This window comes from Corynebacterium massiliense DSM 45435 (assembly GCF_028609805.1).
GTDB classification, from domain to species: Bacteria; Actinomycetota; Actinomycetes; order Mycobacteriales; family Mycobacteriaceae; genus Corynebacterium; species Corynebacterium massiliense.
Genome location: NZ_CP063189.1, coordinates 1,022,216 through 1,036,399 on the forward strand (window position 1 = coordinate 1,022,216; position 14,184 = coordinate 1,036,399).

The following is a 14,184-nucleotide window of genomic DNA, read 5'->3' on the forward strand; positions in this document are numbered from 1 at the left end:
CGACGAGTCTACTTTCCGGGGTCAGGCCCAGTTGCCTATTCTGTCTAGGATATTCTGGAAAGTTTCGGGCTCTCGATAGTCGGTAGTGACTGCCAGTACCACAGCTCCGATTGCGGCAACGATCAAAGCGATAGGCCCGGCCTCGATCACTGTTAGAACGAGGCCGATTCCTTCGATGGCTCCGACTAGAATCCCAATTGCAATCACGATCTCATCGTTGTAGGGGGCGATGGTTTCTAGGACGGGTAGTACCACTGTGGCGATCGTCTTGCCCAGCGACTCTAAATCAATGGCTCCGATTACCTCGCCAAGCGCTTCATCAAACTCAGGCAGCTTATCGAGAATAGGTTGGATACACTCAGCCATTCCGTTGAAAAGCTCTTCAACTCCAGGTGCTGCTTGCGAAACAAAATCAGCAAAAGACGGGTACAGCTCATTCATCACCATGGAAGCCAATGTGCTGATAATCGGCGATATGGCGGACAAAAGTGCGGCTGCTGAGGCGAAGTATGACTGCAATGCTTGTTGCCCATTCATCGAGTTCACCCACTCTTTGACCTGCGACAAGAAAACTAGGAAGCTGAACCCACCATTTATATTCACTGATCCGGCCGCTTTGTCGATACCGGAAAAGATCCCTTTAATCTGCCCATCCGAGATGGGATAGATTCTTCCAAAATGAAACGGCAGTGGCTTCTTTTTCGGTGAGAGAGCGTTGCAGCGAACCGTATTCAAAAGCTGCGACGGTGTTGTTCTTCCATGTCTCAGTCGGTTCCAAAAATGTGACATCATGCGGCTGAAAATTGGAGCAGCAGCGCCCAACACTACGGTTGTTTTGAGAACGTTTCGTACTCCACCCGCGAGATCATTGGCCGCAAACTTCGTGCCATTTAGCAATTCGTTCATGGTTGTCAGACCAGTGTTAGTGGTCAGGAACTCCACCAATCCGCTCGCTGCTAGGCCTAGGTTTCCAGCGAGTGTGCGCATGACCTCGTTAAGTGGTCCGATCAGTGCGCTAACCTGTCCAAGGTTTCCGAGTGGTTCGAAAAATGCTTCTTGGATACCAGAAAAATCAAACAGATCCTTTAAGTCTCGGATTGATAGAGCAGCAGTCTGCGCAGACGGAATCAACTGATTTATCGCGTCCTGCAGACCCTTCGTGTCAGTAGCACCAATAGCGTCGCCCATTCCCTTGATTGCGATAGCAATAGAAGCAAACGCTGTGCTTGCCGCTGCGATAGTTGGTACGGCCATTGTTCCGACGAGTGACGTCAGTGAAGATGCGAATTGTAGTGTTGCTTTCCGGCGGTGTGCAGGATTGGTACGAGTGCCAGAACACCGGACGTTGCAATAGCCATAGCTGACCTCATTTGCAGAGTCCTTGTCCCCGCGGCTCCTAGGCTCATTGTCAGTCCGGTCATAGCGGTTTTAGCTTTAACAAGCCCAGTAGTGGTGGTGAGTGCGGCCATGATTGCGGAGGCTTTTGCAATGCCAGTTTTATCCGCAGAGACCCTGACCTTGAGATTGGGCTCTAGTGGTCGTTGCAACACCGCAGAGTGAGAGAGGTGTTGCAGGTGGTTGTTAGCGATCGTGATGGTGAGTCGACGGGTGAGATGATTCGTCGTTTGTGGCGTCAGGGGTGGAAGCCGGCGGATATTGTGCGTGCGACTGGGGCGCCGCACTCTCAGGTTTATCGGACCGGTGAGCGCATGGGCTTGTGGGTCCAGGGGTGGGGTGCGCAGCGGGAGCGGATGACGAGTCGTCGGTGTGCCTTTCTCGAGTTGCGTCTTGAGGGCTTTTCCCGGCTGGAAGCAGCGGAAAAGACTGGGGTGAGCAAAGCGATGTCCTATCCGGTCCAGCAGGGTTTAATGACACCGAAAGCGAACTCGAAGCGTTTTGTGCCTGCTGGTCCTGATGCAGAGCGTTATAACCGGCTTATGGCGTTGCTGGAATTTGGTCGGAAAGATATCCGAATCGCAGGTCAGTCGATTCCGTTCGCGGCTGTCGATAAGACAATCAGCCCGCGGTATCTGTCGATTACAGACCGCGAATACATCGCAGATTGTCGCCGTGAGGGCATGTCGATGCGCGCGATTGCGCGAAAGATGGGACGGGCCCCATCGACTATCAGCAGAGAACCCGCCCGCGACTGTGTCCACGGTGGCGCATACCGGCCGTGTAGTGCCCACCGGTTGAGCGTGCGGCGTCGTTTGCGGCCGAAGCCCCGGAAGTTAGATCGGAATAAGCGCTTGGCAGCGGCGGTCGACGCTGGGCTGAAAGAGCGGTTGTCGCCAGAGCAAATCGCTGGCCGTTTGCCGGTGGACTACCCCGATGACCAGACTATGCGTGTGAGTCATGAAACCATCTACCAGTCACTGTTCATCCAGGGCAAAGGGCATTTGAAAAAAGATATCCAACAAGCCCTCCGCCGCGGGCGCGCGAGACGTCGGTCGCAGGTCAAACGCAAACGCCCACGGTTCGGCGACGAGATGTTGATGATTTCCGACAGGCCTGCCGAAGTTGCCGACCGGGCTGTGCCCGGTCATTGGGAAGGTGACTTGATTATCGGCAAAGCCGGCCAATCTGCGATCGGCACCCTCGTCGAACGATCCACCCGGTATGTGATGTTGTTGCATCTTCCCGACAAACACGATGCGGTCACTGTCAAAGACAAGCTCATCGAGACGATCGAGAAGCTTCCGCAGCATCTGCGGGCATCGCTGACCTGGGACAGAGGCCGCGAAATGGCCCACCACAAACAATTCAGCGTAAAAACCGGCTGCCCGGTGTATTTCTGCGACCCAGCATCACCGTGGCAGCGCGGCAGCAACGAAAACACCAACGGACTGCTCCGCCAGTACTTTCCCAAAGGCACCGACTTGAGCGTGCACACCGAAACCGACTTAGAGTTCGTCGCCTGCCAACTCAACCGACGCCCACGCAAAACCCTCGGGTTCTACACCCCCGCAGAGAAACTCGCCGAACTGCTAAACTCCCACCCCATCAACGACAACGAGTGTTGCAACGATCACTAGAATCCGCCTTGTGTCTGATGATCTTCGAGCACGTGTAGCAGCTGTGGGACCAGGGGAGTATCTTTTCCACAGTCCTGGCGACCCGTCTACTCCTATGCGTCTTCCTAGTTCTGGTAGCTGGTTTACGGAGGCTGTGGCGCGTCTATAGGCTGCTGACCCCGCATTCCCGCACATCACCCCGCACGGTTTAAGGCACACCGCGGCGTCGCTGCTTATCAGTGCTGGGGCAACCGTTCTGGTGGTGAGCAGGCAGCTGGGGCACGAGGACGCGGCCATGACGCTAAATACTTATGCGGATCTTTTTGATGATGATTTGGGGTCTGTGTCTGCGAAAATGGCGGATTTGTGGTCCTGATTCCGTGACAACATTTTGTGAGCGTCCTGATCGTTATGATCGCAATGACTCCTGTTTCGTAACATGAAAAAACAACCCCTACCAGGAAGTTCCCGGTCAGAGGGTTGTTACGAAAAGTGCCCCTGGTGAGACTCGAACTCACACTGGACGGGTGTGGGGTAAACCCTATTTCAGGGGTGGATGAATGCGTCCATAACTCGTTTACCACCGGAAACGTTACGTCTGTTCTCGTTGCGAACAGGGCTTGACGTTTATTAGTGGTCACTAAATGGACACTATTCACCTCGACCTAGATACCCGTCAACCACGTCGCTCAGGTCCACGCGGCGCCCGTCTTTATGGATATACGTCGACTGCGTAAGACGATCGGTTTCATGACCGAGCACGATTGACGCGGCGTGCGCTCCGTACCGCTCGCTTAGGTTCGTCGACAACGTTTTCCTGAGCGTGTGCACCGTTACCCAATGGAATTCTTCCCCGCGCCACTTCCGGTGTAGCCGGTTGAAGTTAGCTTCAGGGATGTACGTTCCCGTAGCGGAGGGAAACACCGGCTCAATGAAGTTGACGTACTTCTCTTCACGCCGCTGAAGCATAGGTTGGATTGCGCGGGCGATCCGCACTGACCGGCGGGACGAATCAGTCTTCGGCACCGGGCTCCGAAAATGACCATTAGATTTCGAGTACACGAGAGTCCCCGCCACTTCGAGATATGGGACGTCGTCGTGTAGGTGGATGTCCTGCCACCGCAACCCGAGAGCTTCCCCTGCCCTAAGCCCCGTAGCTAGACACAAGTCCACTACATCGATCAGGGTGTCGTTCTGGGAAGCTGAGATGTTCGCCCGGTAACGGGTAAGCTCACTACTGGAAAGGGCGCGCACCTGCTTCTTCGTTGACTTCACGCGCTCAAGCACGGTCATGGGGTTACCGCGCATGAGCCCGTCCCGAACCGCCATGCGGAACACCCCGTTGAGTACGGTTCTCACCGTGTCCCGCGGGCCGGGGGAGAGGCGCTTCAACCACACATTGAGCCTCGAAGGCTGCAACTCGTTGAGACGAAGGGCCCCGATTTCGGGACGGATGTGGTTGTTCGCAGCGGACACGTAACGGTCGTAGGACACTTCCCTTACTTCGTCGCTTTTCTGGCGTAACCATTGGTCTAGCGCGTCGTTGAGCGGGCTCGAGGGGGATAGGGGCCCGTCGCCGGTTGTGCCTAGTTCTTCCTGGCAGTTGAACTTAAGGCGGTTGATGGCGGCGGTCTTTGTGGTGCCGTTGCCTCGTTTCCGTTTCGTGCGGCCGGTGTAGAGCCTGAGCCATGTGGAAGCCTGCCAGTTACCGTTCGGAAGTTGCTTCGTGGAAATTGTGCCCCAAGTTCCGGGCGGGGTTGCAGGGCGCCCTCTAGCCATTGGCCGCGCGATCCTCCAAGTATTCTGCCCAGTACTTTCTGGCCTCAGAATAGTCCTTGAGCTTTGCAGTTAGGTTACTCAAATCGAAGTTGTCCCTGAGGTCCGTTCGAGCCTCTGCTAACTGGGGTCCATCTATGCCGAAATTTTCGGCCTCGGAGATGGACTTCGCAAGTTTGATTCCTGCCTGTTCCCACTCGTGGAGACTCGACAAGGCAGCGTTAGTTTTATCTGCCAATGTGGCGCGGCATAGAGCGAGCTCGAATAGGCCTTGGGGAACGGCCTCGCTGGACGTTAGAACCTCTAGAGAGACGCCTAGTGCCTTAGAAATGGCTTGAGCGTCTGACAGCTTAGGTTCCTGTTCCCCGCTTTCTATGCGGCGAAGAGTGGTCATGTGGATCGGGGTGTCGTTTTGGGCAAGCCGGCGTTGCAGTTCTGTGCGTGACAGCCCTAAGTACTTGCGGACGCCTTCTACGGCCATCCCGAAACTTAGAGGTTTGCTCATAACGCAATTGTGCGTGTCACCAGCTGAAATATCAACATGTTCATTATGAACACATTGATCTGTCCATGTCGTGTATAGTCACTAACACCAGACATGCATAGACAGAAGGAGTTGACATGCCTGCAACAGTCCCGAAGGCCATCACCGTCCGCGAGGCGGCGTCTGAACTCGGAGTCGCGTACTCCACCCTGATTTCCGCAATCCGGAAGAACGAAACTCCATTCCCGGCGCTGAAGATCGGTGGCCGGTACACCATCCCCACCCGCCCGTTCTACGAAGCACTGGGTACCCCAGTAGGGGAGGTCGCCTAATGCCGGCACCTCAGGACCACGAACACGAAGGCGAAGAGCAGTTCATCTACCGCCCCTTCGAAGCACTCAAAGACTTCCTAGACCAACCAGACCTCTCGACTGAACGGAAGCAGAAACCATGACCACCCACACAGAAAAAGCCCCCAGCAGCGCGCCTGACAATAACACTGCTGGAGACCAAGACAAGGAGTGTATCCCCGTGAACAATTCTACCGAACCAACCGCCCACGTCACGGCACACATCGCCTGCCCGGACAAATCAACCGGCAGGAAAGTCATTACCTGGAGCGGCGAAACCCTCGACCGGATCCTAGCCGTCAAACTCCACTTCTCCAAGAAGGACTTCAAGACCCTGCTCTCCGACACCGACACAACCGTGTCGGTATGCACCCACTGCTACGAAGCGCTGAACCGCAAGAAAGCAGAGGACGCCAAAAAGCTCAAGCTCACAGGCCTCGAATGGGAACGAGACTTTGCCGTCGACGCCCTCGTTGACGCGCACCGCGCCGGCGACGCTGAAGCCATCGAACACTACGCGAAGGAAGCTATCCGCTTCGAAGACGAACGCAACGCACTCAGTGCAAGCTTCGACAACGGCCAAGGCGACGCATGAGCAACGACACCCGGACGCAAGAGATAGACCGTCTCATCAACGAGTCCCGAAAGCTAACCCGCGAATACGGACAAATCGTTGACCAAAAAGCACCGTGGACAGAAGCGGACAAGAACCGCATGAACGAGCTCGCCACGCAATCGCTCACCATTAGCCGGCGTATCAGGCAGCTGTTTGAAGGAATCGCGGCGCCGAAGGCGTAACAACAAGCAGCCCGGAAGGTCACCTTCCCCGGTTCGACTCCGGGGACGGGCACAATCCCCAAAACGGGGAAACCCCGCATGCAGGACCAGTGCATGCGGGGGAACTACACGGCGGGAAATCAATCAGAGATGGGGTTGATATGTTGACAAAAAACATTGTACCTAGCGGCGAGGGAAACAACAACGCACACACCATGAACTCCTTCGAGTTAGTGGTATCCCGCGCTGAAGAATCTGGGTTGAACGTTCGCGTCACCGAAGCGGGTAAGCAAGCCAGCATTCAGACCCCTGGACATTCAGGGCGCGACTTGGGAACGAGCATCTCCTACAACGAAGCGAGGCAATGCACGCTCGTTCATGTACACAACGAGCCGACTGGGGCTACAGAAGAGTTCCTCCGCCATATTGGACTCGAGCTAAAAGACCTCTACGACAACACGTATTCTGACCGCTACGACTACTCGGATGGGTTCAGGGTCATTCGTGGACGCGGCAAGAAGTTTAGTCAAAAATGCCCTCACGGTTCCGTGCCGTCTCGCTGCACTCACGGATGTAAAGCAACGATCCGTTCCCTCTACGGCGTAGACAGTCTCACCGCTCCCGGTGCCGTGTACGTCGTTGAAGGTGAAAAGGACGTTAAAGAGATACGTCGCAACTGGCGATCTGCTGCTGTCTCGCAGGCGGGAGGCAGCAACAACGACCCTTCTAAAGCCGATTGGTCACCGCTCAAGGGGCGCGACGTAGTCATCATCGCCGACAACGACAAGCCTGGACACAAACGAGCACAATCACTTTCCATTTACCTCCAGGGCTTAGGCCTTGACCGACCAGAATCTATCCGCGTCACTACCGCAGCTGGAGCTGCCAACGACGCCGCCGAACATATTCTGGCAGGCTACAGCCCCGATGACTTGGAGGAGTTGGAGCCAAAGATTGGGCGTCGCCGCGTGCGATTAGTCGCCGCGTCAACCGTGAAAACCGAAAGCGTCGACTGGCTTATTGATCAGTGGATCCCCCGTGGAATGCTCACCTTGCTAGCAGGGCGCGAAGGCGTCGGTAAATCCACTATCGCGTGTTCTTGGGTCGCCCAGTTCTCCCGCCAGGGCATGAAGTGCGCTTACCTCAACTCGGAAGACTCGCGTTCCTACACCGTCCGCCCCCGTTTGGAAGCAGCTGGGGCCAATCTCGACAACGTTTTCTTCATCGACGTTGACACTGAAACTGGCCGCGAAGGTCAACTACGGCTACCCGCCGATACGGACTTGCTGTTCAACGAGCTCTCTAGTGAAGGCGTGGAATTTGTCGTACTTGACGCTGCAAAGTCTGCAATGGATCCGAGACTAGACGGGTACCGAGATGACGACATTAGGCAGTTTCTCGAACCTCTTGCCGCAAATGCAGATAAGCACGGGATAACCATCTTGGGGCTTGCGCACTTCGGTAAACGTGAGGGGAAAGATACTGGCCGATTAATGCTCGGTTCAATCGCGTGGAGTCAAATCGCACGAAGTGTCTTGTCTGCCGCTGTCGACGAAGACGAAGGACGACTCATCGTAACCAACACTAAGTCCAACCTTGCCCGCGGAAAGGTATCACGTGAAGCCCGCCTAGTTTCACATCCACTCGTTCTCGACGACGGGACGAAGACCGAACTTGGAACAATTCAATGGGGTGAATTCACCGACACGGCCGCCACCGACTTTCTTGACTCCACCATCGCCAACAACGAAGACGACCGCACCGAAGCAGAAGCCTGGCTCGAAGACTACTTAACCCTTCATGGCCCGAGTACAAGAGCGGCCGTTTTCAAAGCGGCGGCCCGGGAGAAGATCGCCTCCGAACGAACGATTAAACGGGCCTTCAAGAAGTTAGGCGGCACTTCGGAACAGGCCGGTTTCCCACGGCAAGCAACGTGGTCGCTTCCCAGTCGGGACAGTGAGGCCACTAAACGGCCTCGTGCATGTCAGAGTGGCCCAACTGGCCCAACTGGGAATGACCAGCAGAAACTGATTGGCCCAACTGTGGCAGAAAGCCAGTTGGGACACGTCCTAAAGAGTGGCCCAACTGAAAATCAAACCACCTCTAGGGCGGCGACTACCGACGTACGTAACTTGGTCCTCAACTGTCTAAGCCCCGATAACGGCATGACCATTAAGACCCTGAAGGGGTGCTTCACGAAGAAGGACTTAGCTCAAATCGGCGACATCGGAACTGTCCTCAATGCTCTAACGGATGAAGGCCTTGTTACCCGGGACGGCAAGGGAAAGTTCTCCCGTTCGCAAGCCGCCGCTTAAACCCCTACCCCCCGCAGGTCAGGACTTTATTCCAAAAATGGAAGAAAGTTCCGGCGGACGCCCTTCCGAAAATGGGCTGGACAACTCATCACACCATCAACGAGCGACAAGAAGCTTCAAACAATCGCCGAAGAATCGACGAACTTCGAGCGTTCACGCAAAGCTTCGTGAACTCTCAAGCGAAACGCTTCCAAACCTGGAACGGTTCACACACCACAAATCGCAGCGCAACACCACAACGATAAATACGCTGAACGCAACGACACAACGACGCAACGACACAACGACAGAGTATTTACTCAATGTTGAGTAAAAGCAACGCAAACAGCGACACTCGCATATGCGCACCACTGGATATATCCAACAAGAGGGGTGGGGAGGGACTCCCCCGGAGGCCGATCATCCCTCCTGCCGGTATTGGGAGGTAGCTGGCTCGTAACATTTTCGGCACCTATGTACGTGCGTTTGCACATAGACTGCTGTTTGGACGGGTGTAACATATGTAGTGACGATGTATATACAAGCTCGCTGGTCGGCTTGGTATCGCGTCACAATTGATAACAGTACGAAATTCGGGGGTGTATTGGTATGGGTGGTTTGAAGCCACCTACCCGGCGGGAGACGTGTGGAACGAAGTCTGGGTATCAGGCTCATTATCGGGCGGGTGAGCGGCCGTGTGTGCGGTGTAGGAATGCTCGTTCCGAGGACCATGCGGCGAAGGTGGAGCGGAGCTCAATCACTACGGCGGATTGGGAGGATGTTGTTGGTCCTATGACTGAGCCGCCGGTTGGTTTGGGGCGTGCGGGTCTTCGGTTGTGGGCTGCGGCTACGGTTGCGCGTCGGTTTAGCCCGGCGACGTTGTATCTGCTTGTTGAGGCGTGTCGTTGTGCGGACGTGTTGGAGCGTCTTGACGGTGCGGTTCGTAGCCGGCGTGGTTTGTGGTTGTCGCTGAAGGCAGAGGCTGAAGAACAAACCGAGGGTGTGCCGCGGTTTGACGTGGTTGTTGATGGGGCGGTTGCTGAGCAGCGTCGGCAGCGGGAGTCGTTGAACCGGGTGTTGAAGCAGTTGGACTTGTTGGATGTGGTTCCGGCGGTGGAGCCGGGGCGTGAGAAGAGTGTGTTGGACCAGTTGCGGGAGCGTCGTGCGCGGCGTGAAGAAGAGTTGAAGAATCAGGCGAAGGCCGGGAGCGAGGGGTAATCGTGAGTGAGTTGGCAGAGCAGTATGGCGCGTTTTTTGTTCGTCGTTTGGATAAGTGGGAACCGCTTTTGGGGTTTATCGGTAAGCGCCCGGCGGTGGAGGCGAAGCTTCGTGAGGCGGATCGTCGTGTGGTGACTCGTTTGGAAGAGCTTGTTGAGACTGTGGGCGCTTCGTGGACGGGGGATGATTTGGCTGACCTTGGGGCTCGTTGGGCGCGGGGTGAGTTGAAGGCGTCGACGGTTGCGGGGCGTATTTCTTCGGCAGCGGGTGTGCGCGATTCCCGTGGTGTGGCACGGGTGGACCATGTGGTGGCCGGCGCTGTGGGAGAACTTCGTACTGAGGTGGATAACGATGAGTTGACCCCTGGCGTGATTGCCGCGGAGGTTGGCGACCTGCTTCGTGAGGTCGTAGAGGAAGGCCTTCGTGAGGCGGCTGAGGCGTGGTCCGGGTTGCCCGAGTGGTTGCAGCGTGAGGTGCTTTCGGAGTTTGGAATCGGGTGCAAGTTTGAGAATCTTACGGCCAAGCTCGATTTGGGGCGAGATAGTGAGGAAGTCATTCTCGCGGCTAAGCGTATGACGCGTGCAGCACGCCAGCTGACGAAGGCGGGCATGCCGGGCGTGGAAGGACCGGAAGACTTCGAGCGCGCGATAAAGGAGTTCACCTTCCTCAAGCACGGTATTAGTGAGGAGGCGCAGCGAGACTTCCTCGGCAACCTTCGGGAAGGTGCCACGACGGTAGATACGGACGTGCTCTTCGTGGAGTGCACGGACTTAAACCCGGTGTGGGGAACTTCCGAAGACTTGGTTGCTAAGGGGGTGGATGAGTTTTCGGTGCTGGTCGACCCTTTGGGGGACGATAAGGAAGAGTATGAGCGACGGGCAAAGCTTGTTGAGTCCGTTCGTTACTTCCGGGATGAGTTTGAGTACTTGCGTGACTTGCGAGCTAGTACCCCTGGGTCCATTCTTCCCCCGGGCTTGGATTGGGATGAGTTGCGCCGGCGTAGTGAGCTGAGGGGGGATGAGCTCATTTCGGAGTGGAAGCGGTGGCGTGCTGGCGAGTTGAAGTCGAAGCCGGTTAAGGAAACCGGGGCGCGGAAGCGCCGGGTGGTGTAGCTAGTCCGCGGTGTTCGCACGCGGGGTGTATCGGAGTGCGACCTTGAGAGAGGGGTTGCATTCCGAATGCACCCCCCTTTTTTTGCTGTCGTGGCTGGGGAACTTTACCGGCGTCGGTAAGGTTTTCCGCTCGACAGGGGCTACTTTCTGACGGGTATGTCAGAAAGTATCGGGGCTGATAAAACACCAGTTGCGGAACACTGGCACTCACTTAGTGGGGTCCACCAATTATTGGCAACTCCCCATAGTAGTCGTGAGCGTGCACGTGGAAGAGGGGTGCTGCTTTGTGGACACTTTTTGGACACTTTCGAGGTGGTAGTCACGAGGGAAGCGGTGTTTGCGCAGCTTACGGTGCCCCTGGTGAGACTCGAACTCACACTGGACGGGTTTTGAATCCGTTGCCTCTGCCAATTGGGCTACAGGGGCCGTGGGGGAAATAGTAACCCACCGCCGTCCGCGGACGGAAATCGCGGGGAGAGGCATCGCCAAGCGCGGCGGCCCGATTGCCTAGACTGGGCAACCGTGTCTGCTACGAAACCTCGCCTTCTGCTCATTGACGGTCACTCGATGGCGTTCCGCGCCTTCTACGCGCTGCCCGCGGAGAACTTCTCCACGTCGGGCGGCCAGCACACCAACGCGGTCTACGGCTTTCTGTCTATGCTCGCGAACATCGTCAGCGAGGAAGAGCCGGACCACATCGCGGTCGCTTTCGACGTGGGACGCAAGACGTTCCGCACCGAGAAGTTCGCCGAGTACAAGGCCCAACGCGAGGCCGCCCCGGAGGCGTTCCGCGGCCAGGTGGATCTAATCCGGGAGGTGCTCGACACCCTGGGTATTACCACCCTGTCGGTGGAGAATTACGAGGCCGACGACATCCTGGCGACCATCGCCACGCAGGCCGGCGATTACGAGACCTTGATCGTCACTGGTGACCGCGACTACCTGCAGCTTGTCGATGACCACACCACCGTCTTGTACCCCATCAAGGGCGTGTCCACCCTGCGGCGTTTCACGCCGGAGATGGTGGAAGAAAAGTACGGATTGAGCCCGGCGCAGTACCCGGATTTCGCGGCGCTGCGCGGCGACCCGTCGGACAACCTGCCGTCGATTCCGAAGGTGGGGGAGAAGACCGCCACCAAGTGGATCCTGAAGTACGGCAACCTCGATGAGCTGCTCGCCCACGCCGACGAGATCAAGGGCGTCGTGGGCGGCAACCTGCGCGAGCGCATCGACCAGGTGCGGCTCAACCGCGAGCTGACGCAGATGGTCACCGACATGGATCTGGACGTCGGGCCGGACGACCTGGCCTTTAAAACCGCCGACGTCGCAGAGGTGGCTGCGAAGCTCGACGAGCTGGAGTTCGGCCAGAACTTGCGTGAGCGCATCCTTACCGCGGTGCCGAACAACGGCGAGGAGACCGCGCCCGAGCCGGCGGAAGACGTCACCATCGACGATGAGCCGCTGGCGACGTGGCTGGACGGCCGCCGTCACGTCGCGGTGTTCCTCCATGGCGACGGCCGCCCGGGCCAGGGCGACGCGCAGGCTATCGGGCTGGTGGACGGCGAGCGCCACGGCATCCAGGCCGAGCTGGCGGAGATTTCGCCTGCGGACGAGAAGGCGTTAAAGGAGTGGCTGGAGTCTGATGCGGAGAAGTACTTCCACGAAGCCAAGGCGGCGTTCCACATGCTGGCTGGCCGCGGCATCACACTGCGGGGCATTGCCCACGACACCGCCATCGCCGCGTACCTGTTGCGGCCGGGGCAGCGAAGCTACGCGCTTGCCGATGTCTACCAGCGCCACCTCCACAAGTCCCTGGCCACCTCGGACGACCAGGTGAGCCTGCTCGATGACACCAGCCTCATCGACCAGGCGGCGGCCGTGATGGAACTGGCCGAGGCGCTTACCCGCCAGCTGCAGGAGATCGACTCCTTCGAGCTGTACACCGACATGGAGCTGCCGCTTTCGGCCATCCTGGCACGCATGGAGGCCACCGGCATCGCGGTGGATCTGGGTACCCTCCACGAGCAGCTGGACGTGTTTACCAACCACGTGGACCAAGAACTCGCGGACGCGCGGTCTATCGCTGGCGACGACAAGCTCAACCTCAATTCGCCGAAGCAACTGCAGACAGTGTTGTTTGAAACGCTGGAGCTGCCGAAGACGAAGAAGACCAAGACCGGGTATTCCACCGCGGCTAAGGAGATCGAGCAGCTGGCGGCCAAGCACCCGCACCCGTTCTTGGATCACCTGTTGGCCCACCGCGAGTACCAGAAGCTCAAGAGCACCCTCGAGGGGCTCATCAAGACGGTGCAGCCGGACGGGCGCATCCATACCACGTTCAACCAGACGGTGGCATCGACAGGCAGGCTGTCGTCGGCCGAACCGAACCTGCAGAACATCCCGGTGCGCACCGAGGCCGGCCGCCGCATTCGCTCCGGCTTCGTGGTGGGCGAGGGCTACGAGACGCTGCTGACCGCCGACTACTCGCAGATCGAGATGCGTGTGATGGCGCACCTCTCGGAGGACCCCGGGCTTATCGAGGCCTACCGCGAGGGCGAAGACCTGCACAACTACGTCGGCTCGAAAGTCTTCGACGTGCCGGTTGAGGAGGTCACCCCGGAGCTGCGTCGCCGCGTGAAGGCGATGTCCTACGGCTTGGTCTACGGCCTGTCCGCCTATGGCCTGTCCCAGCAGCTGTCCATCCCGGCGGGCGAGGCGAAGAAGATCATGGAGTCCTACTTCGAGCGCTTCGGCGGCGTGCAGCGCTACCTCGCGGAGGTCGTGGACAAGGCGCGCCGCGATGGCTATACCGCCACCGTCTTTGGGCGCCGCCGCTACCTGCCGGAGCTCAATTCGGACAACCGGATGGCCCGCGAGAATGCGGAGCGCGCCGCGCTCAACGCGCCGATCCAGGGCACCGCGGCGGACATCATCAAGGTCGCGATGCTGCGCGTGGATAAAGCCCTGGCCGGCTTCAAGTCCCGTGTGCTGCTACAGGTCCACGACGAGCTCGTGGTCGAGGTGGCGCCCGGCGAGCTTGCCGATGTCCGCGCCACCGTCGAGCGCGAAATGGACTCGGCGATCAACCTGCTTGTCCCGCTTGAGGTTTCTACGGGCGAGGGGCACAGCTGGGACTCCGCCGCGCACTAGCGCAGCGAT

Annotated in this window: 13 protein-coding genes and 1 tRNA gene; 10 read left to right on the forward strand and 4 right to left on the reverse strand. The window is 57.8% G+C overall.

The features are described 5' to 3' along the window. Positions 1-21: 21 nt before the first annotated feature. The gene (locus tag CMASS_RS04845; protein ID WP_156831827.1) at positions 22-1,254 is read right to left on the reverse strand and encodes a hypothetical protein; all 1,233 of its coding nucleotides are present in this window, start codon (positions 1,252-1,254) and stop codon (positions 22-24) included. A 497-nt stretch (positions 1,255-1,751) separates the two neighbouring features. On the opposite strand from CMASS_RS04845, the gene CMASS_RS04850 reads away from it, so the two are divergent. Both CMASS_RS04850 and CMASS_RS04855 read left to right on the forward strand, forming a co-directional pair. Then, positions 1,752-3,035 (forward strand): IS30 family transposase, encoded by a 1,284-nt coding sequence (locus CMASS_RS04850; RefSeq protein ID WP_420536141.1) that lies wholly within the window; start codon positions 1,752-1,754, stop codon positions 3,033-3,035. A 172-nt stretch (positions 3,036-3,207) separates the two neighbouring features. After that, positions 3,208-3,390 (forward strand): tyrosine-type recombinase/integrase, encoded by a 183-nt coding sequence (locus CMASS_RS04855; protein ID WP_205617739.1) that lies wholly within the window; start codon positions 3,208-3,210, stop codon positions 3,388-3,390. A gap of 275 nt (positions 3,391-3,665) precedes the next feature. Here CMASS_RS04855 and CMASS_RS04860 read toward each other — a convergent pair whose 3' ends face one another. Further along, a complete protein-coding gene (locus tag CMASS_RS04860; protein ID WP_084684455.1) occupies positions 3,666-4,793 on the reverse strand; it encodes a tyrosine-type recombinase/integrase in 1,128 nt (375 codons plus the stop codon). After that, complete coding sequence (locus CMASS_RS04865; RefSeq protein WP_027018813.1) at positions 4,786-5,295, reverse strand: helix-turn-helix domain-containing protein; 510 nt, start codon at positions 5,293-5,295, stop codon at positions 4,786-4,788. The genes CMASS_RS04860 and CMASS_RS04865 overlap by 8 nt, the downstream gene beginning before the upstream one ends. A 116-nt stretch (positions 5,296-5,411) precedes the next feature. Between CMASS_RS04865 and CMASS_RS04870 the strand changes: the two genes are divergently transcribed. From CMASS_RS04870 to CMASS_RS04900, 7 genes are all read left to right on the forward strand, one after another. Next, on the forward strand, positions 5,412-5,606 hold the full coding sequence (locus CMASS_RS04870; RefSeq protein ID WP_022863690.1) for a helix-turn-helix domain-containing protein: 195 nt from the start codon (positions 5,412-5,414) through the stop codon (positions 5,604-5,606). Further along, entirely contained in the window at positions 5,606-5,728 is a 123-nt protein-coding gene (locus CMASS_RS04875) for a hypothetical protein (protein ID WP_273665910.1), read from the forward strand. The genes CMASS_RS04870 and CMASS_RS04875 overlap by 1 nt, the downstream gene beginning before the upstream one ends. A gap of 77 nt (positions 5,729-5,805) precedes the next feature. Beyond that, positions 5,806-6,219 carry a hypothetical protein gene (locus CMASS_RS04880; protein ID WP_022863689.1) on the forward strand — a complete coding sequence of 138 codons (414 nt, stop codon included), beginning with the start codon at positions 5,806-5,808 and terminating at the stop codon, positions 6,217-6,219. Continuing rightward, complete coding sequence (locus tag CMASS_RS04885) at positions 6,216-6,422, forward strand: hypothetical protein (RefSeq protein ID WP_022863688.1); 207 nt, start codon at positions 6,216-6,218, stop codon at positions 6,420-6,422. The genes CMASS_RS04880 and CMASS_RS04885 overlap by 4 nt, the downstream gene beginning before the upstream one ends. Before the next feature lie 140 nt (positions 6,423-6,562). Next, a complete protein-coding gene (locus CMASS_RS04890) occupies positions 6,563-8,716 on the forward strand; it encodes an AAA family ATPase (protein ID WP_084684454.1) in 2,154 nt (717 codons plus the stop codon). 771 nt (positions 8,717-9,487) lie between these two features. Continuing rightward, the gene (locus CMASS_RS04895; protein ID WP_156831826.1) at positions 9,488-9,913 is read left to right on the forward strand and encodes a hypothetical protein; all 426 of its coding nucleotides are present in this window, start codon (positions 9,488-9,490) and stop codon (positions 9,911-9,913) included. A 2-nt stretch (positions 9,914-9,915) separates the two neighbouring features. Then, on the forward strand, positions 9,916-11,025 hold the full coding sequence (locus CMASS_RS04900; RefSeq protein WP_022863685.1) for a hypothetical protein: 1,110 nt from the start codon (positions 9,916-9,918) through the stop codon (positions 11,023-11,025). Between the two features lie 352 nt (positions 11,026-11,377). Here CMASS_RS04900 and CMASS_RS04905 read toward each other — a convergent pair. After that, positions 11,378-11,451, reverse strand: a tRNA-Leu gene (locus tag CMASS_RS04905). Positions 11,452-11,592: 141 nt separating this feature from the next. On the opposite strand from CMASS_RS04905, the gene polA reads away from it, so the two are divergent. Continuing rightward, entirely contained in the window at positions 11,593-14,175 is a 2,583-nt protein-coding gene (polA, locus tag CMASS_RS04910; RefSeq protein WP_022863684.1) for a DNA polymerase I, read from the forward strand. The last annotated feature ends 9 nt before the right edge of the window (positions 14,176-14,184 follow it).